The sequence below is a fragment of the Gordoniibacillus kamchatkensis genome (assembly GCF_000829455.1).
Taxonomy (GTDB): Bacteria; Bacillota; Bacilli; order Paenibacillales; family NBRC-103111; genus Gordoniibacillus; species Gordoniibacillus kamchatkensis.
Map to the genome: position 1 here is coordinate 1 of NZ_JXAK01000079.1, position 24,150 is coordinate 24,150.

Below are 24,150 nucleotides of genomic sequence, written 5' to 3' on the forward strand. Positions count from 1 at the left end.
CTGCTCCGCGAGGAGGCACCGGCCCGCGGGGCAACGCGTTCGTGGCCCGCTCGCGGGAAATAAGCGGCATAATCGACCAGTTGGAGAAGGAGTGAGCGAAGCGGATGAATCCTGTCAATAGTGTCATAGAAGCGATGGAGCAGCGGCTGTATGGGCAAGGCCTGAACGTGCGGCTGCTGCTGGCGGCGCTCCTGCGCCGGCGGCCACGTGCTGCTGGAAGGAGCGCCGGGGCTCGGCAAGACGAGGATGGCCCGCACGCTGGCGGAGCTGACCGGCGGCGAGTACCGGCGCGTGCAGTTTACGCCGGATTTGATGCCGGGGGACATTACCGGCAGCGTCATTTTCAATATGCGGGAGAACGATTTCAAGACGGTGCTCGGGCCGGTGTTTGCCAACGTGCTGCTCGCCGACGAAATTAACCGCGCCGGGCCGAAAACGCAGGCGGCGCTGCTTGAGGCGATGGAGGAGCGGCAGGTGACGATTCAAGGCGTCACGCACCGGCTGCCCGATCCGTTCATCGTCGTCGCGACGCAAAATCCGGTCGATTACGAGGGGACGTACCCGCTTCCGGAGGCGCAGCTGGATCGTTTTCTGCTGAAGCTGACGCTCGATTATCCGGGACATGACGATGAAGACGAGATTTTGAAGCGGCACGTCCCATATACGTCCGAACGGGAGCAGCCGCCGACCGCACTGCTGACTCCGGAGCTCGTACGCGAGCTGCGCGCCCAGGTGGCGGACGTCGTCGTGGACGATTCGCTGATCCGCTATATGACGACGCTGATCCGCAAAACGCGCGAGTCGACGCGCATTCAGCTCGGCGCAAGTCCGCGCGCAGGCATCGCCGTGCTGATGGCCAGCAAGGCGTGGGCGCTGCTGGAAGGCCGCCGCTACGTGACGCCGGACGACGTCAAGCAGGTGGCGAGACCGGCTCTGCGGCATCGGCTGCTGCTGTCGCCGCAGGCGGAATTGGAGGGCGCGACGAGTGACCACCTCATCCAAGAGACGCTGGCCGCCGTACCGGTTCCTCGTTAAGCGGCTGCTGCACGAGTTCGTCGTGCCGACGAACCGGCTGCTGCTGCTCGCGGCGGCGGGCGTCGTCCCGCTCGGCACCGGCTATGCGCTGGGAGCGGGCACGGCCGCGTTCTGGGGCTGGAACGGGCTGCTGCTCGCGCTCGGCATCGCGGACGTGGCGATGCTGCCGAGGCGCCGCCATATGTCGGTGCAGCGGCTTATGCCGGAACGGGCCGATCTGGGGCAGCCGTTCGAGGTCGAGTTGGAGCTGAAGTGCGGCGAGCCGCGCCGGCTGCATGTCGAGCTGGCGGACGATTTGCCGCTTGTTTTCGGCGGCGCGCTGATCGGCGTCGGCGACCCCGACACCGACCTCGACACCGATCCCGACCGCGCCCGAACGCCGGTCCTTTGCGGCCGGATGGAGGCAGGCCGGCTCCGTTTGCGCTACGAGACGTATGGCGGAGAGCGGGGGACGTATCATTTTGCCGCGGTAGGGGTTCGCTATTCCGGCGGTCTCGGCCTGTGGAAAAAGCAGGCCCGCCTAGAATGCCCCGGCGACATCCGCATCTACCCGGACATGTCGCGGGTGCGTGGCGTGCTCGGCTCGATGCAGGCGGCGCTCGTGCTTGACGGGAACAGGCACTCGCGCCGGCAGCGCGGCGGCTCGGAGTTCGAATCGATCCGCGACTATCAGCAGGGCGACGACGTGCGCCACATTCATTGGCAGGCGACGGCGCGCACAGCGAAGCTGATGACGAGCGTCTGGCAGCCGGAACGCGGCAAAACGGTGACGCTGCTCCTCGACTGCGGCCGCAGGACGGGCACGTGGCTGGACGGGCAGACGAAGCTCGACCGCGCGCTGGAGGCGGCGCTCACGCTGGCGGCCGTAGCGCTGAAGCAGGGCGACAGCGTGTCGCTGGCTGCTTTTTCCGGGAGCATCAAGCTGGCGGTGCCTGCGGATAAAGGTCTGCGCCACTTGCACACACTGACCGAAGCCGTGTTCGACTTGCGCAGCGAGCCGGCCGAGGCGAATTACGGCGCGGTGTTTTCGCACGTGCTGCAGACGCAAAAGAAGCGGTCGCTGCTCGTACTGTTTTCCGACATGGAAAGCTACTTGCACGACCGCGAGCTGGCTGCCTACGCGCTGCGGCTAAGGCGCAGCCACTCGCTGCTGCTGCTTTCGCTCAGCGATCCGCTGCTGCACGGCTGGTCACGCGTCATGCCCGATTCCAGCCGGACCGCTTACATCCGGAGCGCGGCCGCGAAATTCACGGCCGACCGGCGCGCCTACGTGCAAAAAATGGCCGGCCAAGGCATCCCCGTGCTGGATGTCCCGGCCGACCGGCTGGCGCTCAGCGCCGTTAACGCATATTTGGATTTGAAGGCGAAGGATGCTCTGTAGCGTTCCGTGCGCTGACAAGGCCGTAAACGTAGTAGGCGGCAACGAGCAGCAGCGTCACGCCGGCTACGGCGTATTTGGCGGCGAGCGGCATCGTGGACGGCGTAATGTAGCCCTCGATAATGCCGGCGATGACGAACAGCGGCACGGTGCCCATCAATAGCTGCACCGATTCCTTCGCCGAGCGGAGAAACTGCCGCCTGCGCGGGAATGGGCCGGGAACGAGAAAACGGTAGCCCATATACATGCCCGCGCCGCCGGCGATAAAGATCGCCGTCAGCTCGATGATGCCGTGCGGCAAAATGTAAGCCCAGAACACGTAGCTGCGCCCGACTTGAAAGAACACGGCGGCAAGCGCGCCGAGCAGCAGGCCGTTCGTCAGCAGCAAGTAGACGGTCCCCGCGCCGAGCGTGACGCCGCCGATAAAGGCAAGTACGGCGACGCGAATGTTGTTGGACATAATGAGCGTCGACACGATCGGGCTGTGCAAATTGTCCCGCGGCTTATCCGTCTGCGACGGGTCCACCGAGCTGGCCATATTGCCCGGCAAAATGACGTGCGCGTTCAGCGGGTCGATCCGCACCGCGAGAAAACCGGACAAAGCGCCGATCAGGAACAGCAGCAGGGCGGCTGCGATGAACGTTTGCCTGCGCCGCAGCATGTCCGGGAACGTGCGGCCGAAAAAGTCGCGCAGCTGCGCCCCGCTGCGGCCCGTTTCCTGATAAAGGGCGTGGTGCGCCCGGGAGACGAGATGGTTCAAGTAGACGGCCGTTTCGCCGGCGCCCTTCGCATCGCGCACAGACGACAAATGCGAGGAGGCGGCTTGATACAGCTCGGCCAGCCGGTCGATGTCGCTCGATTGCAGCCGGCCCCGCCTGCTTCCGAAGCGCTGCAGCAGCTGTTCCAGCTCGCTCCAGAGCGGTTTGTTCGCTTTGATGAATCGCGTCAATTCCATAGCGTGATTTGCCCCTTACTTGATCCATAGGAAAGTATAACGCTTGCGCTCTACCCTTGTCGGACGGGGAGCCTTTTCTCATACCAATAAGCAAGACGCAGTTTGCAAACATTGTTGTTTAATTGGGTGCAGCCTTGGCCGCCTGACCGTCTGCTGTTGCGGGAAAACCTCCAGTTAATTTTGACCATAAGCTCGATATAAGGTAGTTAGCTGGAAAACCTCCAGTAAAATCGGCTGTAGGTCCCTGAATCGGAGCAATCCGTTGAAATTAACGGCAGGTTTTCCTTGTAATTGAATAAAATCGCTTCAACCAGCATCATTAACATGAGGAATTCCAGCAAACCCTCGTAAAATATCACCCATGTATTGAGTGCTCTACACCGCAACTAATTTAAACCGCGTTAATTAGGAATGTTTATGTTCTCTATGGCGATAAAGCGCTGAGAAGAGCATTCCTTACGACATGAAAAATTGCCGCTAAAAAGCGCATCTTTGAAACTACTTCGCTGGAAGTTTTGCATACTTCATATCGTACCACATAAATAGCGATGATGAGGAGTAGGTTGCATGTACGATACGTTGAATAAGGAGCTTGTCGTGACGACGCCGGAGCAAGTGCAGCTCCGCTTCCAAACCGCAGGCATCGGCAGCCGCGCGATCGCCAAGCTGATCGACAATTTCATTGTCGGCGCGGTGAGCGCCATTGCCGTCGTTGCCGTATTGCTGGCTACCGTGCAGTTTCGCGCCCGAACGATGGGCGCCGGCTTCGATTACGTCGTTGCCGGGGCCGTCATTTTCATCGTGCTGCTGAATGCCGGCTATTACATTTGCACCGAGGCTTTCATGGGCGGGCGGACGGTCGGCAAACGGATTATGGGGCTTCGGGTGCTGCAGGACAACGGCCAGCCGGCGACGTTCTTATCCGTGCTCATCCGCAATTTGTTCCGGCTGCTGGACATGCTGCCGACGATGTATCTCGTCGGGCTGACCGTCATGCTGTTCAGCAAAAAGGACAAGCGCATCGGCGACCTCGTCGCCGGCACCGTCGTCATTATCGAGCAGCAGCGCCAGCGGGAGCGCCGCCGGCAGCGCATCGACAACGCGATCTGGCGCTGGGCCCAGCGCGCCCAGCCGTTCGTCCTGAGCGATGAGCAGCGGAGCCGGATTCGGCCGGACGAATGGGAGCTGCTCGCCATGTGGATCGAGTATATCCCGGTCATGCCGCAGCAAAAGCTGGAGGAGCTTGCCGCACCCATTGCCGGCCACTTGGCCGCGAAGCTGGAGCAGCCCCGCAGCGGGCTGGACGCAACCTCTTATCTGGTGACCGTGTACTTGCAGCTGCGCGACGAGTGGGACGTCTGACCGCCGAGGTCCGCGGCTTCGCTGCACTGGCGGCTTCCGGTCAGCTCCCGGCATCGCGTGCTCCTGCTGCTAAGCGTGCCTTGGCGGTTAGCACGCTCGTCGGTTTAGCGGCTATGCAGACCTCGGCGGCATAGCTTGCCCCAGCTTCAGCATGCGTCGGCCTCATGCATGGCTAGCCTTATGCGCAACATGCGCCAGCCGCAGGCACGGCTGCCTCAGCCTTACCCGTGACCGGCGTCAGCCAGCGGCCAGCTTCCTCTTCTGCACCGCCAAATAGCCGACAAACAGCAGCAGCACGACGGCTGTCCCGATAATCGAGGTATCTGTCGCCACACCGGATTCGGACAATTTCGTATATACGGAGACGCCGCCCAGCATGAGCAAATTTTCCACCAGGTTTTGAATGGCGATCGTTTTGCCGGGTCCGACGATGCGATTTTGCTGCAAGGCCGAGTTCAGCGGGATTAAATAAATGCCTCCGCACGCGCCGACAGCCAGGATCAGAACGACCGTCACAGCCATATGAAAAACGAGCGGAAGCAGGAGCAAAACCGCAACCATCAGCAATCCGAACCGGTACGAGTTGTAATACTTCCCGGCCGGGACGATTTTAGGCGTAAGGAAAGCTCCGATCATAATGCCGATAGCCGTAAGAGCGACGATGAGCGAGATGAGATCGACCGATTGAATGCCGAGATGAAGCGGTACCCAGGCGACAACGGCCAGCCGCACGACGGCGGACGCCATCCAGAACGACCCGGTGCCGGCGAGGGCGAAGCGCGATTTGGCATCTTTGAACAAAGCGACCGTATCTTTGAAAAACAGCGCCGCGTCTTTGCCGTACCGAATATTCCGGTTCCCCGGAGTGTGCGGGATGAATGCAGTCATAAGCAGGGAAACGGCGTAAAAGCACAAACACGCCGCAACCGCAGCGGTGACGGACCAAGCCGCCATAACCCCTCCCCCGACCGACCCCGCCAAAATAGCCATAATCGTATAGCCCTCGATCCGGCTATTGGCGCGCAGCAGCTCTTCCCCGCCCTCAGTCAGATAGACGAGAATCGAATATTTCGCCGGCGAATAGACGGCCGCCCCGATGCCGGCCAGGGAGTAGCTGACGGCCGGATTCAGCCCGCACAGCAGACCGATGACGCCGGCTGCCTTAAGCGCGTTGCCGGTCATCAATACCGTCCGCTTGGAATGCTTGTCGGCAAAAGCGCCGACAAACGGAGCGAGCAGGACGTAGGCAAGCAGGAAGCACGTTTGCACGACGCCGATGTAATACTCCGGAAAAGCGCGGTCTTTTAGCAGGGCTAGAATGGCGAACAGCAGCGCGTTATCGGCAAATGCGCTCAAAAACTGGGTGAAATACAGAGCTTGAAGCGGCTTTCCTTTGACCTGTGCCAACGGGATCGCATTCATCCGGCATTCGCTCCTTCTTCGTATTGGGCCATGCTTTTTAACGTTACGTAATCCGTTTTGCCGCTTCCGAGCAGCGGGAGCTTTTCCATATACTTGAGCTGCGACGGCATGTACAAGGGAGAGTGCCCGCTTTCCTTGAACCGCTCCTTGAGCACGCCGTACTTGGCGCCCGCATCCGTATGGAACAAAACGACCCGCTCCCCTTTGCGCGCATCCGGAACGGTAACCGCCGCGCACATCGCGCCCGGCAGCAAGCCCGCGAACAGCTCCTCGATCAAACCTAGCGGCACCATTTCGCCGCCGATTTTCGCGAACCGCTTCATTCGGTCCTTCAGGAAAACGTATGGCGATTCCGGAGTTGCGCCTGCGCAATCGACGGCCGCGAGGTCCCCGGTTTCGTGTTCGCCCCGGCACGGAACAAACCCTTGGCCGTGAATCAGATACCCTTTCATCACCTGCGGGCCGGATACGATGAGATGACCGCCGTCGGCGATTCCCGGCACCGGCTCCAGCCTGTATTCCGTGGCGGGCAGCAGCCGTCCGACCGAGCCCCGCCGATAATCGGTTTTCGTGTTCAAGCTGATGATGGGCGACGTTTCCGTCGTCCCGTATCCTTCCAGCACCGTTATATGGAACTTTTCCTGCCACGTTTGGCGAATGTCGTCCTTCAGCTTTTCCGCGCCGGCGATCACGTATTTGAGCGAGTGGGCGAAATCGTGACGGTGCGCGGTTCGGGCGTAGGCCGCAAGGAACGTAGGCGTGCCGAGCAGAATCGTAATATTTTTGTCGTACACCAGCTCCGGAATTACTTTATAGTGAAGCGGGCTAGGATACATATACACCTTCAGCCCCGTTACGACCGGGAGGAACAGCTGCGCGCACAGCCCAAGCGAATGAAACAGCGGCAGGCAGCCGAGAATGCGGTCGCTGGAATTGAACGGGATCACCGCTCTTACTTGCTGGATGTTCGCATAAATGTTGGCATGGGTTAAGATGACGCCCTTGGGCCGGCTCTCGCTGCCGCTTGTGAAAAGCACGATTTCGCCGTTTGCCTCAGGCGCCCGCTTCCTGGCCGCATAGTCGAGCATGCCTTTGGCTTTGTGTTTGAAACCGAGCGTCGCCCGGAGCTCTTCCATGTAAACGATTCGGCAGTTTCGCGCAAGCAGGCTGACGGTATCGGCCAGACCGGCTTTGTCCACGAACGACTTGGAAGTGAGGATCGTCTTCAATTCGCCGGTTTCGCAGGCGTCTTGGATCGCTTGCCGGCCTGCGGAATAGTTCAGCATCGCCGGGGTTTTCCCGAGCCGGAACAAGGAAAACAGGGCGACGACAAGAGCGGCCGAGTTCGGGAGCAGCACGCCGACCCGGTTGTCCGCGCGCAAGCTGTCGCTTAGCCTGGCGCCCAGCACGTACGACGTTTTCAGCAGCCGGCCGTAAGTGAGCGCAGCGGCGGGCCCGGACGGACCGAGCGGCACGGCGTCTTCGCATACGGCAAAAGACTTGCCGTAAACTTTAGCGGCCTCGATCAGCTCGTTAAAGAAATGACGTCCGGCTTCAAGCGGCTTCTTACCAGATGGTCGATCATGCGGCAGCGGATTTGTTCGGTTGCCCTTTCTTTTTTCAGGCGCATCGGATCGCCGGAACGGTCGACGACGTCAAACGGTTTGCCGATCCGGACGGAGACGCCCGGGAACCACCGCTGGCGCACCTTATTTTTGAGGTACGACAGCTTCGAATATTCCAGGCCGCCAATGGCGATCGGATAAAGCCGGGCCTGAGTGCTTAAGGCGAGATAGCCGATGCCGCTGTACACTTTCATCATCGTTCCGCCCGATTCGACGTTGACGCGGCCTTCCGGAAAAATGCACAGCGGCCGGCCGGCGCCTACCTCGCGCAGCATTTTGCGGACGGAATACGGACTCAGCGGATCGACGGCAACGGTGTTGCGGAACGTCATGAGCCACGAGAAACGTTTGGAAATCCCCGTATTGACCGCAAACGTCACCTGTTCGGGAAGGAACAGCGCGAGCAGGATCGGGTCCAGGAGCGAAACGTGATTGGGGACGAGAATCGCTTTTTGGCTGAAGTCCAGATGCTCGATCCCGGAAACTTCGAGGCGAAACATCCGTTTGACTAGCAATTTGATAAGCGGAATGGCTGCGGAGACGATGCGGTAAAACAACGCTTTCCCGATTTTCCCCATAACACCGGTCATGTCGGTGCCCTCCCATTGTTTTGGTCATCTTATAGCATCAGGTCCTAATCTGATCTTACGATCCGGCGAAGCGCGGCAAAGTACTAACTTGCTCTAGTACCCGATCATTTGCTCCGGATGCGGCAGACAGCAGGAAACGGGCCGCCAGCCGTTTAATACTTATTGAATGATCCCCTGCCGGCAATTGTGAACGATAGCATGCGCCGCTTTCCGGAAGACCGTCGGCAAAATAACGAAGCTCTGAAAGAGAGGGAGAGGCAGCTATGCATCTCTATGTGATCCGGCGCGCCCAGTCCGATTATTTGGGCGAATTTGCGGGAAGACGAACGTAATTGCGGCTCCGGCGAAACCATAAGGTTCGGTAGCATGACTCTCTAAGTGGCGGGTTAGAGAGTCATTTTCGTGTACGCCGGACTCCTGACGGCTTTGGAAAAATTCACGAAGAAAAATAAGTAAATTTTACAAAAAACAAATCCGTGTTATATTAAAAAAGACAACGAGCGAAGGAGGGTAGCCATGATCGGATTGAAGGACATTGCCAAGCTTGCGAATGTTTCGGTGTCGACGGTGTCCAACGTGCTTAACGGACGCAAAAACGTAGGTCCGGAGACGAGGGAGCGCGTGCTGCGAATTTGCGCCGAACACGGTTATTCCAAAGAGTCGGGCAAGCAAGCGAAATCGTCCCAAGCCAATGCGATCGCGTTCATTTTCAGCGACTTCGACCGCGACTTCTATCTGAAAATTATTCAGGGCATCAGCGATTATTTGAACGAAAACGGGTACGATTTGATCGTCTGCACGAGTAAATCCAGTAAAAATTTGATGAAGCGCGATGTTGTAAACGGTTGCATCAGCCTGGACAGCAATATGACGGACGATTATTTGATTTCGATCGCCAGGCCGGAGTTTCCCATCGTCCTGATGGACCGGGTCATCGAGCATCCTGCCGCCAACGCCAAAAGCGTCATCGTCGACAACTATCCCGTCATGTGTGAATTGGTGCAGGCGCTGATCGGCAAAGGGTACAAACGGTTTGCTTATATCGGCGGGCTGGACTTCACCCTGGACAATAAAGAACGGTTCGCCGGTTTGACGGATACGCTGGCGAGAAACGGCATCGCGTTCGACCGCCGCAGCTATTTTCACGGCAATTATCGCGAAAACAGCGGCTATCAGGCCGCCAAAATTTTAATTTTGAGCAATGCGCTGCCCGATGTGCTCGTTTGCGCCAACGACAACATGGCTTTCGGAGCGATCAAGGCGCTTGAAGAAAACAACATCAAGGTGCCGGAGGACGTCGCCGTTACCGGATTCGACGACTCGGACGCCGCGGCTATGGCCGGTCTGACGACCATCTCGATTCCCCGCTACGAAAGCGGCTATCTGGCGGCAAAGGAGCTGCTCCAAATGATTGACGGCACCGCCGATAAGGAGCCGTTTAAGCTGAGCGCAACGATTAAATGGAGAAGAACTGTAAAAATGTAACGTTTTATTTGATATTCAACTAAATTTTACAAAGAATTTTACTGAATACTTGTAATCGAATTCATTTTGTGTTGACAATACGCGGAAACAGCAATAAGATAAGTTTGTAAACGTTTTACTAATAAGCGCTCATGGGGAGGCGTAAACATCTTGAAACAAGTAAAAAAGGTATTTGGTTTATTGACGGCGACAGCTTTGGTTGCCGCCATGGCTGGCTGCGGAAGCGCCAACAACAACGCTTCGGGTTCCAGTGCCGGGTCGGCTTCCGCTCCGACACCTGCTGCAGGATCCGCGGCGCCGGCTAAAGAGAAGCTCAAAAAGATCTCCATTTTCCAATCCAAGGTTGAAATTACCGACGCTTTGGAAGCGCTGGCAAAGAAATATACGGCCGAAACCGGCAACGAAGTCGAAGTGTGGGGCGCAGCGGGCGATGCCTACATGACGCAGCTGCAGGCCAAGCTGACCGCCAACCAGGGCCCGACCGTATTCAGCGTCGGCACGGGGGCGCAGGCGGACAAGCTGAAGTCGTACCTCTACGATCTGGGCAACGAACCGTTTACGAAAAATATTGCGCCTCACATGGAGCTGAAGGAAGACGGCAAAGTCGTCGGCGTTCCTTACGGCGTAGAAGGCTTCGGTCTCGTCTACAACAAAGACCTGGTCGATCCGAAAAACGTAACCGATCTTGCTTCGTTCACCAAAACGATGGAAAAGCTGAAGGCGGACGGCAAAAATCCGCTGAGCCTGTCTCAGGAAGCGTTCTTCCTGATCGGCCACATCCTCAACACTCCATTCGCCTTGCAGCCCGATCCTAAAGCCTTTATCGACAAATTAAACAAAGGCGAAGTCAAGATGGCCGACACGAAAGAGTTCCAGGAATTCGGCAAATTCATGGACGTCATCAAGGCGAACAGCAAAAACCCGATGGAAGTCAAGTACGATTCCCAGATGGGCGACTTTGCGACGGGCAAGACGGCCATGGTTCACCAAGGCAACTGGAGCTATTCAATGCTGAAGGATTTCGGCAATATGGACGCCAAGATCGGCATGATGCCGTTCCCGCTCGCCGGCAACAATAAAATCGCGGTAGGCGTCGCCAGCAACTGGGTCATCAACAGCAAGGCGAGCCCGGATGAAATCAAGGCGGGCGAAGCTTTCCTTAACTGGCTGTTTACCAGCGATACCGGCAAAAACGCGATCGTGAACGACTTTAAATTTATTCCGGCGATGACGAATATCGAAGCGACCAAGCTCGATCCGCTGTCCAAAGCGGTGTACGACGCCACGAAGAGCGGGCAAACGATTCCTTGGGCGACGGCGTATTACCCGTCCAACATCGTCGTCAACGATTTGGCGCCGGTGGCGCAGGCCTACTTCCTCGACAAAAACATGACCGGCCAGCAGCTCCTCGAGAAGCTCGACGCCGCATGGGCGAAAGCCGCAAAATAAGCTTCACGTTCACCTAAAAAATAAAAAAAGCGAAAGCCTAACCTCAAACGTTGCATACATTGAGCGTTAGGCTTTCGTTTACTTTTTCGGTAAAGGAGGAACGGAGGAATGAACAAAACGAAGGACCGGGCGTGGTTTGCCTTGTTTACGGTCCCGCTTATTTTTATCTTTACGACTGTCGTCATCATCCCATTTATCATCGGCATCTATTACTCTTTCGTCAAGTGGGACGGCATCCCGGCCAACCCCAAAGTGTTCGTAGGCTTTGACAACTATGTGCAAATATTCAAGGACGAACGGTTTCTCGCATCTGCGTGGCATACGGTCAAATTCACCGTCCTGGCGCTGCTGTCGGTCAATGTGCTGGGGCTTGTCTTTTCCTTGCTCGTAACGGCGAAGCTGCGGGTAAGCAACGCCGCGCGCACGATGTTTTTCATGCCGAACCTCATCGGGGGCTTGATTCTCGGCTATATATGGCAGTTTTTGTTTACGGACGCCATGGAGTTTATCGGCAGCAAAACGGGCCTCGGCCATATTTTCTTTAATTGGCTGCTAAGCCCGCAGTTTGCATTGTACGCGATGGTGGTCGTTTTCACTTGGCAGATGGCGGGATATACGATGATCATCTATATTGCCGGCATCCAGGGCATTCCCGACGAGATGATGGAGGCCGCCAAGGTGGACGGCGCGAACTTGTGGCAGCGCATCACGAAAATCATTTTCCCGCTGCTCATGCCCGCCTTCACGATTTGTTTGTTTATGACGCTTTCCGGCGCTTTCAAAATTTACGATGTCAACTTGTCGTTGACCAAGGGCGGACCGAACAACGCTACGGAAATGTTCGCCATGAATATTTTCAACGAAATTTTCGGCTACGGCCATTACGGGCTCGGCCAGGCCAAAGCCATCGTCTTCTTCATCATCGTAGCGGTGCTCACCCTCACTCAGGTTGCGATCACTAAAAAAAGAGAGGTGCAAATGTAATGAAAAAAACAAGCAGACTGTTGTCCGAAGTCTTACTTGTCGCACTTGCACTTGCCTTCCTCTCCCCGATCTATATTATGGTGGTCAATTCCTTCAAAAGTCGTGCTGAGCTCTATGAGAACGCGCTGGCTCTGCCGTCTTCGATCAGCTTCGAATATTACTCCAAAGCGTTGGAGAAGATGAATTTTTTCACCGCTTTCGCTAACTCCTTATATGTGACGGCGATTTCCGTCGTGATCGTCGTGATTTTGGCTTCCATGACGGCGTGGATGCTGGCCAGGACGGACCATAAGCTGAGCAAAATCATTTTCATGGTTTTCGTCGCGACCATGCTGATTCCGTTCCAAACGCTGATGATGCCCTTAATGCAGGTTATGGACTGGATTCGCACCAATCTGCACATCCCGATGCTGAATACGCGCGAAGGCTTGATTTATATGAACGTAGGCTTCCACGCCAGCATGGCGGTATTTCTTTATCACGGCTTCATCAAATCGATCCCGGTCGCCTTGGAGGAAGCCGCTACGCTGGACGGATGCAGCAAATTCGGCCTTTTTTGGCGAATCGTCTTTCCGATGCTGAAGACGATTACGGTCACGATCGCCATATTGGACGTGATGGCGATGTGGAACGATTATTTGCTGCCTTCTCTGACGCTTTCCGACAAAGCGCTGCGTACCATCCCGCTGTCCACGTTCTATTTCTTCGGCGAGTTTACGATCGTGTGGAATTTGGCGATGGCCGGGCTTACGCTGACGATAATACCGGTCGTCATTTTCTACGTGTTCGCGCAAAAATATATTATTAAAGGGATAGCGGCAGGGGCCGTAAAATGAAGACGTTGATTACGAGAGCGGACGACTGCGCCTCCAGCCGCGCGGCCAATCTGGCGATCGCCCGGGCGGCGGATGCGGGATTTATCAAAAATGTGTCCGTCATGGCGGCCGGCCGGTATGTGGATGAAGCGGCGCAGCTGCTCGCGAAGCGCAAAGACATCTGTTTCGGGATGCATATGACGCTCAATGCGGAATGGGACAACGTCAGGTGGGGGCCTGTCAGCCTGAAGGCGCAGGTCCCTTCCCTTGTGGACAAAGACGGTTATTTTCACCAGGACCCGGCATGGTTCACGGAGAACCGGCCTGCCGTGGAGGAAATTATCGCCGAATTGAACGCCCAGCTGGACAAGCTCGCGCGGGCGGGCTTTACGATTTCCTACGTCGATTCCCATATGCGTCCGGAACGATATGTGGAAGGGCTGCCGCAGGAGCTGGACCGCTGGATCGCGGAAAAAGGGCTGATCAACCACAATTTCTTTTACAACCGGCTGCCGCAAAACGACGATTTCGCGTCCGTGCCGGGCTTGTTTGAGCAGGTGCTGGCTCGGCTCGGCGACGGGCAGTATTTCTTTTTGTCGCATCCGGCGGTCTATTCGCAGGAAATGGCCGCATGCGGCAACGCCAAAGTGGACGGGGAGCAGCTGGCGCGGGGACGCGACCGCGAGGCGGACTTTCTCGCGTCGCCGGACACTCTCGCGATCTGCGAGCGCTGCGGCTTCCGCCCGATTCGGTACGACGAAGCGGTTCCCTTGTAATGATTAGTATGCAGCCGTACGCGCGGCCGAGGGGGACCTGAAGCCGACCGGCATCCGCCGCCGGACGGCCTGCGGCCAACTCGCCGACCCGGCAATTTCGGATCTCTTCATTGGATAGGAAAGGACAATAAGATGAATATCGTGCTGATTCATACCCATGATACGGGCCGCTTCATTCAGCCTTACGGCTACGCCGTTTCCACTCCCAATCTCATGCGGTTTGCGCGGGAAAGCTTGCTGTTTCGGCATGCTTATTGCGCAGGCCCGACATGCTCGCCCAGCAGAGCCGCACTGATGACCGGCATGGTGCCTCATTCGGCGGGAATGTTCGGGTTGGCCCACCTGGGGCGCCGAGCTGGACGATTACGGCAAGCATTTGGTCCGATACTTAAGCGGCCATGGCTACGAAACGGCGCTGTGCGGCATACAGCATGAAGCGCCGCAAGCCGATATGATCGGTTACGGCACCGTTTTGGGCAATCCCGATTACGACATGAGCGTGTTCGATTTCGATTCCGCCGGCTGGGACAGGCACAATGCACAGGCGGCTTCCGCATTTATCCGCGGACGCCATGACAAGCCGTTCTTTTTATCGTACGGCATGTTTAATACGCACTTGAATTTCCCGAAGGCTTCGGAGGAGTTCGATCCGGATTACGTCATGGCGCCGTTTCCTATGTACGACAACCGCACGAACCGGGAGCAGTGGGCGGCTTATTTGACTTCGGCCCAAATCGCTGACGAATGCGCGGGCATCGTGCTGAACGCCATCCGGGAGGCGGGACTTGAGGACGACACGCTGGTCGTATTCACTACCGACCACGGCCTGCCCTTCCCGCGGAAGAAATGCAGCCTGTTCGACACGGGGATCGGCGTTTCGCTGATGCTCCGGACGCCGCAGAAACTGCGCAAAGGGGAGGCAACGGATGCGCTCGTCTCTCATGTGGACCTATTCCCGACCGTGTGCGAGCTTGCCGGGCTCCCTAAACCCGACTGGCTGCAGGGGAAGTCGCTGCTGCCCGTTCTTCAGGGAACATCGGAATCGGTGCGCGCGGCCGTCTTCGCCGAAATCAACCATCATGTCGAGTACGAGCCGATGCGCTGCGTGCGCAGCGACAGATACAAATACATTCGCAATTACGGGGCGACCGCCTATTTGAAGCCCAATCTGGATACCAGCGAACACCGTTCCTTTTTGCTCGAGCACGGCTTCCTGAATGCGGATAAGCCGCGGGAGATGCTCTTTGATCTGTATTTGGACCCCGTGGAAAGAGAGAATTTGGCGGAGGACAGCCGCTTTGCGGACGCAAGCGCTCTATGGCCGGCGCGCTCGACGAATGGATGGAAGCGACCCGCGATCCGCTCCTTAAGGGCGACGTGCCGCTTAAACGTTGAGGTGCTCGGTGCGGAGCATTGGGCGCCCAACATGCGAAGAAGGAAGTGGTGGACGGTGAGAATCGTCATCTTGGGGGATTTTCATTTACACCCCGAACAATATGAGGCAACGCAAGCAGCGATGGAAGACATAAAGATGTGCCGGCCCGATCTCATTGTTCCGCTCGGAGACTTCGGAAGCCAGGGGAAGATCGGCACCGTGAACGGCCTGGAAGAGGCGGAGCCCTTTCTGCGCATGCCGGGAGCGACGCTCCGGCCGATTCTCGGCAACCACGATCTGGAGCGCGAATCCGGCAAAGGCGAGCAGAAGAAAGGGACGATGCAGGAGCGGTTCGTCCGCATGTTCGGCCTGGAACGGCCGTACGGCGTCATGGAATTCGACGATTTCCGGTTTTTTTCGCCTCTACGGAGCCGCAGAGCGAAGATTCCTGCTACGACGTGCAGGAAGTGTTCGCGTCGGACGAGCAGTTCGACTGGTTGAAGACCAAGCTCAAAGAGCGGCCCAATGTCCCCGTTATTTTTTTCACGCACGCGCCTCCGATAGGGTGCGGGCTGCGCACCGTGCCGCGCGTGCACGTGCGCTCGACCAACGCGTATCTCGATCAGAATCACGATCCGTACCGGTGGTATCATTTGTTCAAAAACAGTCCGGAAATCGTCATGTGGTTTTCCGCCCACTATCATCTCAGCCATATTCATCCGGATTCCCACACGGTCCGGTTCGGCACCCACTTTTTTATGACCGGCGTCCACGGCGTTTCGTTTACCCGCGACGGCATGAGGCAGTCCAGAATACTGGATATCGGCCGCAGCTCGGTCAAAGTGCTGACTCTTGACCATATCAAGCGCGAAGTGACGGAGGAGGGCGGATGGCACGGCGAGGGCGGGGCTATCGGATCGCTCGTCAAGCGGCCGCATGCCGTTTTATCCCGCGTCGGGTCGTTCCCGGTCGGCGAAGCGGCGGCTGCCGCGCAAGGGATTGCGCCGCTGTCCGCCGAGCGCTGTCTCGTCTCGACGATGGACGGCTACAGCTGGGAAGCCGAACCGAAGAGCGAGGCGGTATTCGGCACCTATCATATAGGGCCGGTCTTGACCGGTACCGCCGCCGCGGGCAGCGACGTCTGGCTGGCTTGGGGCAGCCAGGTCGGTCGAAGCGATCGGCGCAGTCCTTGGCGGTTCGTCCGCGACGTTCGCGGCGATTGGCCGCTGGAGAAATGGGAGCTGGAAGATCGAGTGGATGCCATTGCGCCTCATCCTGACGGGGGCATATGGGCGGCTGCAGGTACAGGCTTATGGGAAATCGGCACTGCCCGGCCGCAGGGGAAGCCGGCCGCAGAGCGCATCGCCGCGCTGCCGGAACCGGCCCGGGCCGTCGTGTCGGAAGGCCGCCGCTTGTGGCTGACCGCCGTATCCGGCGCATTGTATTTGTACCGGGACGAACTTCGGTCGTTCGAGCCGTACATGGAAAACGCAGCGGCATGGGATGCTTGGCACGGCTACTCCGCCGCCGTCGTCCCGGACCGGGGCGATCTGCTGCTCCAGTCGCGGGACGGGTGCAACGAATACGTGCTGCGCTTGCCCGTTCAGATCGAGGATACCGGGACAGCCGGCGTTCAGGCGGTATGCTTGGGGCTGCACCGCGTCCTGGTTCTGGCCGGCGGCCGCGTATGGTTTGCCGAAGCCGCTTCAGGGACGATGCGCCGGCTCGACATCGGACTGGGCTTGGCGACGGCGGTTTCGCGAATTTATCACGACAGCGGCGACGACGACTGCCCCGGTTTTTACGTTGCGGCAAGCTCCGGGCAGGACAACGTTCGCCCCCGCCTAGAATTGTGGCGGATAAGCCGGCCTGAAACTGTATAAGATTGGTGAGCGCAACTGGTGTTGCGCTTTTTTCCATTTCCAGACGGCACTTGTCATTGCCGACATGCAGCGGAACAGACAGCGCAGAAGAGCGGGAGAGCCCCTTGTACGCTAAACAGAGACGCTGCAGACGCTGATATTTAGCCAAAATGGAGAAAACGTCCATTAGTGACTCGAAGGTCGCTCCATCCGAATTTTCGTCGCTATGTTTGGAACAATAGGTCCTTACACGTTCCTTTCGTCAAATCGGCGTTTATTAGCGTCCCGCATGTCGCTGAATAGCGAAACCAATTGTTTAAACAGCCCTGCCTACCGGAACAAAGCCGGCCAATATCCATAACCGCAAATGTGTTAGATCAACTCGTGCAGCTTCGCGGCAGACAGAGCGATAAGCAGACTGTTACTTATGGAAGTGCTCTTTTGCTCTGACATTCTTTTAATGGAACTCAATGTCGATCCGCTTTTTCGTATCCGGGTTTGCTTTCGGCATGCGGATTTCGAGCACGCCGTTGCGGTACGAAGCTTTGACCCCTTCCTCGGTAACCGGAGCGGGCAAATGGACGGAGCGCTGCACACGTCCGGTAAAACGCTCCTGCCGGTGCATCTGCTCCTCCTTCACTTCGTTTACGCGGTTAATGACGGCGCTGACGGTCAATACGTTGTTGTCGATGTCGATATGCACGTCTTCTTTCCTCTCCAAACCCGGCAAATCGCAGGTCGCCACCACTTCGCGCTCGGTTTCGTGAATGTCGACGTTCATGTTGCCGAACTGGCCGAAGCTGGTGCGCAGCGCGGGAAAATCGCCGGCGAAGAAGCGGTCGAGCTCCCGCCGCATATGTTCCAAATGGCGGAACGGTTCGTAAGGGATCAGTGACACGGTACGGATGCCTCCTATCGGATAGTTCAAAATTTACCGTGAATATCATCTCTCCGAGGCAGCCGCTTTATGCATCACACCAGCAGACCGCGTCTCTTCCTGCGCCCATGGCCCACCGCAGCCAGCGGCCCGCAGCCGCGCCCGCAGCCCGGCGGCACCACCGCCCGACGCTCGCCGCCACCGCCGCCAGCAGCCCGCAGCCAAAAACGAGCAACGGCGTGCCGCTTACAGAGCGACGCGCCGTTGTTTTTTCTCCTTGTAATAGACCCATTCCTTGTAGCCGATTTCCTTCAGCTTTTGCCGCACGCGGTCGAAATCTTCACCGATCCGGCCCGGCTTGTGCGCGTCGGAGCCGAACGTGATGTCGACACCGTAAAAATAAGCCCGCTCCAGCATCTCATCCGACGGATACCAGCCGCCGACGTCCTTCGTCGAGCCCGATGTGTTGACTTCGATCGAGACCCCGATCTCGCCGATCAGCTTCAGCGTCTCGTCGACCTTCGGCGTCGGGATGTCGGAAAACGCCGGGAAAAAGCCTTTCATCGCGTCGATGTGGCCGAGAATGTGGAATATGCCGCTGCGCGCCGATTGCTGGATCAGGTCGTAATACTCTTCCTTCTGCTCGATCCGCTGCCGCTCGTTCAAGCCGTTCCAGCGCCGCCTGTTGAAAATGCTGACGCCGCCCGACTGGTGCACGGAGCCGATAATATAGTCGAACGGATATTTGTCGTATTCCGCCCGGTACAAGTCCGCATACTCCGGAAAAAAGTCCGATTCGACGCCGAGCAGCACGTCGATCTTGCCTTCAAATTCCCGCTTCAGCTCCAGCACCTGAGCCACGTATCGGGGAAATTCGCTCTTCGCCATCGCAATTTGCGGATGCAGCTGATCGGCCTCGCTGTAAAAGTACGGCGAATGGTCGGATATGCCGATCACGTCGAAGCCGGCGTCGATCGCCGCTTCGATGTAGTTACGGATCATGCCGTCCGCGTGGCCGCACCGCTCATGATGCGTGTGCAAATCGAATTTCATGCCTCTTTGCCTCCTCCGGGAAACCGTCGTCATTCCGAACCGAGAAACTGCGTCTCCGGCATCCCTTTCAAATCGTTTAAAAACTGCTGCATCGCCGAACTGAGATAACGCCCCGATTTGTACACGACGCCGACGGGATGCGTAATGTCCAGTTCGGAGACGTTCAGCATTTTTAGCGTACCCAGCCGCAGCTCGTTTGACGCCGACATTTTGGAAATGATCGCCGCACCGAGATTCAGCTCCACCATCCGCTTCACTTCCTCGCTCGACGACAGCTCCATCACGATTTGCGGCTTAATGTCGAATTCCTTGAACAGCTGATCGACGAACCGCCGGCCGGCCGTTTCCGGCGACAGCATGATGAACGGGATGTTGCGCAGCCTTTCGATCGACAGGTGAGAGAAGCGCGAGAGCGGATGCCGCGTCGAGACGATGAGCTGGAACGTGTCGTAGTACAGCACGGCGGTTTCCAGGGCGGGATTCCTCTCGAACAAATAGGCGATGCCGATGTCGACCGTGCCGTTCTCGACGGCAGCCATAATCTGGGAAGAGGTCATGGAATGAATCGTCGTCTTGATGAGCGGGAACTGGTCTTGAAAGTACGACAGCACCCGCGGCAAAATTTGCATCGCAATCGATGTCGTCGTGCCGATGTGAATATGTCCTTGCGGCGTTTGCTGCAGATCGGCGAGACGCTGCTTCAGGTCGTCGACGATGCGTAAAATTTTTTCAGCGTGCTCGAGGAACAGCTTGCCGCTGTCGGTCAGCGTTACCGGCTGGTTGCGGTCGACAAGCGTCGTCCCGAATTCGTCCTCGAGGCTTTTAATTTGCGCCGAAACGGCCGGCTGCGTCAAGTTCAGCAGCTCGCCGGCTTTGCGGAAGCTCATCGTTTTCGAGATCGTCAGCAAAGTTTCCAGCTGATTGAGGTTCAAGCGCCCACCTCCGATTCCGTTCGCCGCGAAGATGAAGAGAGTTGAAGATAATAGACAAAATTTATCGCAGCGATTAGAAAAAGATATTTCTATTATAGGCGTTCAGGAAGCGCGCGGCAACTTTACAAAGCTCACATCTCCATATCAACTTCGAGCCGTTTGTCCTTGAGGGATGCCGAATAATATGACATAAGATGACATATATGAGGTCTATAATAGGCGGTAGATCAACGAAAGGAGCAACAGAACTTGAAACCGCTAAATGGAAAAGTAGCTTTGGTGGCAGGCGCAACGCGCGGCGCCGGCAGAGGAATAGCTGTCGAACTAGGTGCCGCCGGGGCCACTGTGTATGTGACAGGACGCACGACCCGAACACAACGCTCCGAGTACAATCGTCCCGAAACGATTGAAGAAACCACTGAACTTGTAAATCATGCGGGTGGCCAAGGAATAGCGGTTCAGGTGGACCATCTGGATCCCGATCAGGTTCAGGCGCTAATTGCCCGCATTGAGAACGAACAGGGGAGACTGGATATTCTGGTCAACGATGTGTGGGGAGGAGAGCATTTGATGCAGTGGAACGTGCCTGTCTGGGAGCATTCCCTTGAACGGGGATTTCGCCTCCTTCGGCTTGCGATCGACACGCATATTATAACGAGCCACTTTGCCCTTCCGCTATTAACCCGAAACAAGAACGGACTGGTCATTGAGATAACGGACGGCACGGCTGAATACAACGATAAAAACTACCGTGTATCGCTGTTCTACGATCTCGCCAAAACGTCTGTCATTCGTATGGCTCGATCTTTAGCCCATGAGCTTTCACCTTATCATTGCACCGCAGTAGCGGTGACTCCGGGATGGATGCGTTCAGAAATCATGCTCGATCACTTTGGTGTCACGGAAGAAACCTGGCGCGACGCCACTGCGAGTGAGCCTCATTTCGTCATTTCGGAGACGCCCCGTTTTGTAGGGCGTGCTGTTGCCGCGCTGGCCGGAGATCCGGAAGCAGCCCGGTGGAACGGTCGCTCTGTTTCAAGCGGAGAGCTCGCACAGATATATGGTTTTTATGATCTTGACGGCTCTCAGCCGGATTGCTGGCGATATCTCGTTGAAGTGCAGGATGCAGGCAAACCGGCGAATGCTTCCGGTTACCGCTAAAGCAGCGGCGGTCCAGGGCTTTATTTTCAAGTCCTGGTCCGCCGCTGTTTTGTTCTTGGGGCGCTTACGCCAGCGGCAGCTCGACCCAGAACCGGATCTCGCCTTGGTCGGTTTCGGCCCAAATGCGGCCGCCGTGCGCTTCGACGATGCTTTTGGCGATGGCGAGACCGAGGCCCGAGCCGCCGCTTTCGGACGAGCGCGACGTATCGACGCGGTAAAACCGGTCGAACAGCCGCTCGAGCTGATCCGGACCAAGCGGGGCGCCGCGGTTGGCGACGCAGACGAGCGCCCGCCGTTCGGCCTGGAGCAGGCGCACTTTGACTTCGCCGGGCTTCAGGCTGTACTTGATCGCGTTCGTGAGCAAGTTTTCGAGACGCGGATCATTTTGTCCGGGTCCATGCGCACGAACACTTTGTCCGCAGGCAGCGAACGGGACAAGAAGAGCCGTTCGTTCTCGGCGACGGTGACGAGCTCTTCGGCAAGCTGGTCGAGCAGCTCGTTCAGGCTGAGCGTCTCAAAGCGGAGCGGGATGTCGCGACTCTCCAGCTTCGTGTATTCGAACAAATCCTCGATCAGCTGCTTGAGCTTCTCCGCCTTGCTGTACGAAATATGCAAGTATTGCTCGGCTTGCTCGGGGCTCTCGTAGTTTTTGTCCTTGAGCAGCCGCAAATATCCCATAATGAGCGTCAGCGGCGTCCGCAAATCGTGCGACACGTTCGTGATCAGCTCGCTTTTCGTCCGCTCCGCGCGGCGCTCCTCTTCGATCGTATGCTGCAGCTCGTACGCCATCAAATTGATGTGCGTCGCCAGCGAGCCGATTTCGTCGCTGCTGCGCTCGGCGACGCGGTGATCAAGGTTGCCGCGGGAAATTTCCTTCATGCCGGCGGCGAGCTCCTCGATGGAGCGCATTTTTTTGCGCGTCATCCAGTAAAACAACACGATGAACGCAAGCGCAGCGCCGAGCAAGGAGAGCGGGCTTTGCCCTTTGCGCGTCACGATGGCCGGCTCCGTGTAGCCGGAGGCGACAAGCAGCAGCTTGCGGCCGCCGAGCTCGACCGGACGGATGGCTGTGGCCTCGCCCTCGCGCCTGCGGTTGTCGTCCAGGTTGCTGAGCAGCGCGAACACATCGACATGCGTCTCCGACACGTATTGGGTTTTGTACTTCACGTCGCCGTTCATGTCGACAAGCATCATTTTCACTTTGTTTCCAGGGTAGCTGCTGCTTGCAAAAGCGTTCCGGATCATGCCGTCCAGCTGCGCATCCCGAGCAGGCTCAACGGTTGGGGCGGAGGGCTCCGCGGAGCGCTTGGCCAGTCTTTGGGCCGAGGCGTCCGGCTGGGCGGTCGCCGAGCCCGGAACCGGGGCGGCGTCTGCAGCTTGTCCCTGGCCCGTCGCCGGAGCGGCCGGCTGGGCTGCTGCCGTGCCGGGGACCGGGACGGCGCCTGCAGCTTGCCCCTGGACAGCCGCTGCGGCGTTCGGGACGTTGGACAACTCGAGCGGCGGTGCGGGGACCGCCGGAGCCGGCCGGGCGGCAGCCTGGACGCTGTGCGAGCGTCCCTCGTTCCCGCTCTCTTGTAGTTTGTCGCGCTCATAATCCTGCAGGCGTGAAACCATATTGTCGGCCTCGTTCTCGACCCGGCTGTAGCGGCTGGAATAGTCCAAGTAAGTCGTTTTCGTCACTTCGCCGAACAGGTTCGTGCTCACGCCGTAAGCGACAATTGCCGCGACCGAGCAGACGGCGAACGTCAGCATAAGCTGGATGCGGATGCTGCGCTGCACGTTCGTCTTGATCAGGATGAGCACCTCGACGGCAAAATGGATCAGGCCGCCGAGCAAATGGAACGGAAACCGCTCTTTGAGCTTTTTTTTAGCCATCGACTTTGTACCCTACTCCCCATACGGTTTTTATATATTTCGGCTGGCGCGGGTTGTCCTCCAGCTTCTCGCGGATTTTGCGGATATGGACCATAACCGTATTGTCCGACTCGAAAAACGGCTCGTTCCACACCTTCTCATAAATGTTCTCGATGCTGAACACGATGCCCCGGTTTCGTGCGAGCAGCTCGAAAATGGCGAATTCGCGCGGCGTGAGCTTGATGTCCCGGCCCTCGCGCCTCACTTCGTGCGTCGCCGTATTGATAACGACATCGTCGACCTCAATGACGCCGCTCTCGGCAGGCTGCACGACGCCGAGCCGCTTGTAGCGGCGCAGCTGCGATTTGACGCGGGCGAGCAGCTCCAGCGGATTGAACGGCTTCGTTACGTAATCGTCGGCGCCGGTGCTGAGGCCGAGAATTTTGTCCATATCCTCGCTCTTGGCCGACAGCATGACGATCGGCACGTTGCTCGTTTTGCGCATTTCGAGACAGGCGGCGATGCCGTCCATGGCAGGCATCATGACGTCGAGCACGATCAGATCGATGTTGTGCGCGCGCAGCAGCTCCAGCGCTTCGGCGCCGTTGTAGGCGCGCAGCGTGGCGTAGCCGTCGTTTTTCAAGTAGATGTCGAGCATGTCGACGATTTCTTTCTCGTCATCGACGAGCAGGATGGTTTCTTGCGCCATAAGGGGATAGTACTCCTTTCCAAACGGTGGTCGCCGAACGTACGGCAAACTGTGCCGCCTCCACCGCGATTACGGCGCCGACGGCGTCCATGAACACGTGCTGCTTCAGGAAAAAGGTAGAGGCGATAATCGTCAGCGAAAACGCCGCCGCCGCCGTCTGCGCCGCCGCGCCCACGTTCCGGCAAGCGGCGTAGGCGCGCAGCAGCAAGTAGGATGAGGCGACGTGGATGCTGGGGAAGCAGTTGTATGGAGCATCATGCGCCTGCATCCAGCGTACCAGCCGGGGCAGTACGCCGTCGCCGGCAACCGGCGGCCGCGGCACGGCGTCCATGAACACGTGCTGCTTGACAGGAAAAGGTAGAGGCGATAATCGTCAGCGAAAACGCCGCCGCCGCCGTCTGCGCCGCCGCGCCCACGTTCCGGCAAGCGGCGTAGGCGCGCAGCAGCAAGT

The 24,150-nt window shown here is 57.9% G+C and carries 22 protein-coding genes and 1 pseudogene; 12 read left to right on the top strand and 11 right to left on the bottom strand.

Annotated elements, in window-relative coordinates; genetic code table 11:
* Window positions 1–104 precede the first annotated feature (104 nt).
* Together SD70_RS28845 and SD70_RS28850 are read left to right on the top strand one after the other, a co-directional pair.
* A pseudogene (locus SD70_RS28845) lies at window positions 105–1,035 on the top strand (AAA family ATPase).
* On the top strand, window positions 986–2,416 hold the full coding sequence (locus SD70_RS28850) for a DUF58 domain-containing protein (RefSeq protein WP_041052005.1): 1,431 nt from the start codon (window positions 986–988) through the stop codon (window positions 2,414–2,416). The pseudogene SD70_RS28845 and the gene SD70_RS28850 overlap by 50 nt, the downstream one beginning before the upstream one ends.
* Here SD70_RS28850 and SD70_RS28855 read toward each other — a convergent pair.
* The gene (locus SD70_RS28855; protein WP_041052006.1) at window positions 2,376–3,368 is read right to left on the bottom strand and encodes a stage II sporulation protein M; all 993 of its coding nucleotides are present in this window, start codon (window positions 3,366–3,368) and stop codon (window positions 2,376–2,378) included. The genes SD70_RS28850 and SD70_RS28855 overlap by 41 nt on opposite strands.
* A gap of 567 nt (window positions 3,369–3,935) precedes the next feature.
* Here SD70_RS28855 and SD70_RS28860 point away from each other — a divergent pair.
* The gene (locus SD70_RS28860) at window positions 3,936–4,730 is read left to right on the top strand and encodes an RDD family protein (RefSeq protein WP_052488019.1); all 795 of its coding nucleotides are present in this window, start codon (window positions 3,936–3,938) and stop codon (window positions 4,728–4,730) included.
* 237 nt (window positions 4,731–4,967) lie between these two features.
* Here SD70_RS28860 and lplT read toward each other — a convergent pair whose 3' ends face one another.
* The 3 genes from lplT to SD70_RS38825 are packed head-to-tail and all read right to left on the bottom strand — an operon-like array spanning window position 4,968 to window position 8,367.
* Window positions 4,968–6,152 carry a lysophospholipid transporter LplT gene (gene lplT, locus SD70_RS28865; RefSeq protein ID WP_041052008.1) on the bottom strand — a complete coding sequence of 395 codons (1,185 nt, stop codon included), beginning with the start codon at window positions 6,150–6,152 and terminating at the stop codon, window positions 4,968–4,970.
* Window positions 6,149–7,627: an AMP-binding protein gene (locus SD70_RS28870; RefSeq protein WP_052488020.1), complete on the bottom strand. Its 1,479-nt coding sequence runs from the start codon at window positions 7,625–7,627 to the stop codon at window positions 6,149–6,151. The genes lplT and SD70_RS28870 overlap by 4 nt, the downstream gene beginning before the upstream one ends.
* 50 nt (window positions 7,628–7,677) lie before the next feature.
* Window positions 7,678–8,367, bottom strand: coding sequence for a 1-acyl-sn-glycerol-3-phosphate acyltransferase (locus tag SD70_RS38825; protein WP_052488021.1), 690 nt, complete (start codon window positions 8,365–8,367; stop codon window positions 7,678–7,680).
* 516 nt (window positions 8,368–8,883) lie between these two features.
* Here SD70_RS38825 and SD70_RS28875 point away from each other — a divergent pair.
* The 8 genes from SD70_RS28875 to SD70_RS28910 all read left to right on the top strand — a co-directional run bounded on the left by SD70_RS28875 (window position 8,884) and on the right by SD70_RS28910 (window position 17,134).
* A complete protein-coding gene (locus SD70_RS28875) occupies window positions 8,884–9,852 on the top strand; it encodes a LacI family DNA-binding transcriptional regulator (RefSeq protein WP_041052009.1) in 969 nt (322 codons plus the stop codon).
* Window positions 9,853–10,002: 150 nt separating this feature from the next.
* Window positions 10,003–11,301: an ABC transporter substrate-binding protein gene (locus SD70_RS28880; protein WP_041052014.1), complete on the top strand. Its 1,299-nt coding sequence runs from the start codon at window positions 10,003–10,005 to the stop codon at window positions 11,299–11,301.
* 108 nt (window positions 11,302–11,409) lie between these two features.
* Complete coding sequence (locus SD70_RS28885) at window positions 11,410–12,285, top strand: carbohydrate ABC transporter permease (RefSeq protein WP_041052015.1); 876 nt, start codon at window positions 11,410–11,412, stop codon at window positions 12,283–12,285.
* Window positions 12,285–13,121: a carbohydrate ABC transporter permease gene (locus SD70_RS28890; RefSeq protein ID WP_041052016.1), complete on the top strand. Its 837-nt coding sequence runs from the start codon at window positions 12,285–12,287 to the stop codon at window positions 13,119–13,121. Before SD70_RS28885 ends, SD70_RS28890 begins: the two co-directional genes overlap by 1 nt.
* Window positions 13,118–13,876 carry a ChbG/HpnK family deacetylase gene (locus SD70_RS28895; protein WP_041052017.1) on the top strand — a complete coding sequence of 253 codons (759 nt, stop codon included), beginning with the start codon at window positions 13,118–13,120 and terminating at the stop codon, window positions 13,874–13,876. Before SD70_RS28890 ends, SD70_RS28895 begins: the two co-directional genes overlap by 4 nt.
* A 132-nt stretch (window positions 13,877–14,008) precedes the next feature.
* Complete coding sequence (locus tag SD70_RS39545) at window positions 14,009–14,311, top strand: sulfatase-like hydrolase/transferase (RefSeq protein ID WP_082053739.1); 303 nt, start codon at window positions 14,009–14,011, stop codon at window positions 14,309–14,311.
* Complete coding sequence (locus SD70_RS39550) at window positions 14,253–15,752, top strand: sulfatase-like hydrolase/transferase (RefSeq protein WP_052488022.1); 1,500 nt, start codon at window positions 14,253–14,255, stop codon at window positions 15,750–15,752. Before SD70_RS39545 ends, SD70_RS39550 begins: the two co-directional genes overlap by 59 nt.
* Window positions 15,710–17,134 (top strand): hypothetical protein, encoded by a 1,425-nt coding sequence (locus SD70_RS28910; protein WP_041052019.1) that lies wholly within the window; start codon window positions 15,710–15,712, stop codon window positions 17,132–17,134. The genes SD70_RS39550 and SD70_RS28910 overlap by 43 nt, the downstream gene beginning before the upstream one ends.
* A gap of 436 nt (window positions 17,135–17,570) precedes the next feature.
* Here SD70_RS28910 and SD70_RS28915 read toward each other — a convergent pair whose 3' ends face one another.
* The 3 genes from SD70_RS28915 to SD70_RS28925 form a co-directional block, all read right to left on the bottom strand.
* Window positions 17,571–18,011: an Hsp20/alpha crystallin family protein gene (locus SD70_RS28915; RefSeq protein ID WP_041052020.1), complete on the bottom strand. Its 441-nt coding sequence runs from the start codon at window positions 18,009–18,011 to the stop codon at window positions 17,571–17,573.
* A 225-nt stretch (window positions 18,012–18,236) separates the two neighbouring features.
* The gene (locus SD70_RS28920; RefSeq protein ID WP_041052021.1) at window positions 18,237–19,043 is read right to left on the bottom strand and encodes a histidinol-phosphatase; all 807 of its coding nucleotides are present in this window, start codon (window positions 19,041–19,043) and stop codon (window positions 18,237–18,239) included.
* Between the two features lie 29 nt (window positions 19,044–19,072).
* Window positions 19,073–19,975 carry a LysR family transcriptional regulator gene (locus SD70_RS28925; RefSeq protein WP_041052022.1) on the bottom strand — a complete coding sequence of 301 codons (903 nt, stop codon included), beginning with the start codon at window positions 19,973–19,975 and terminating at the stop codon, window positions 19,073–19,075.
* Between the two features lie 249 nt (window positions 19,976–20,224).
* On the opposite strand from SD70_RS28925, the gene SD70_RS28930 reads away from it, so the two are divergent.
* Window positions 20,225–21,136, top strand: coding sequence for an SDR family oxidoreductase (locus SD70_RS28930; RefSeq protein ID WP_041052024.1), 912 nt, complete (start codon window positions 20,225–20,227; stop codon window positions 21,134–21,136).
* A 64-nt stretch (window positions 21,137–21,200) separates the two neighbouring features.
* On the opposite strand, the gene SD70_RS36535 is transcribed toward SD70_RS28930, so the two are convergent.
* From SD70_RS36535 to SD70_RS28945, 4 genes are read right to left on the bottom strand one after another with little or no spacing between them, the layout of a single operon-like run.
* Window positions 21,201–21,500 (bottom strand): ATP-binding protein, encoded by a 300-nt coding sequence (locus SD70_RS36535; RefSeq protein WP_052488023.1) that lies wholly within the window; start codon window positions 21,498–21,500, stop codon window positions 21,201–21,203.
* Entirely contained in the window at window positions 21,470–23,011 is a 1,542-nt protein-coding gene (locus SD70_RS28935) for a sensor histidine kinase (RefSeq protein WP_052488024.1), read from the bottom strand. The genes SD70_RS36535 and SD70_RS28935 overlap by 31 nt, the downstream gene beginning before the upstream one ends.
* Complete coding sequence (locus SD70_RS28940; RefSeq protein WP_041052026.1) at window positions 23,004–23,699, bottom strand: response regulator transcription factor; 696 nt, start codon at window positions 23,697–23,699, stop codon at window positions 23,004–23,006. Before SD70_RS28940 ends, SD70_RS28935 begins: the two co-directional genes overlap by 8 nt.
* Complete coding sequence (locus SD70_RS28945; protein WP_052488025.1) at window positions 23,668–24,030, bottom strand: hypothetical protein; 363 nt, start codon at window positions 24,028–24,030, stop codon at window positions 23,668–23,670. The genes SD70_RS28940 and SD70_RS28945 overlap by 32 nt, the downstream gene beginning before the upstream one ends.
* Window positions 24,031–24,150 lie beyond the last annotated feature (120 nt).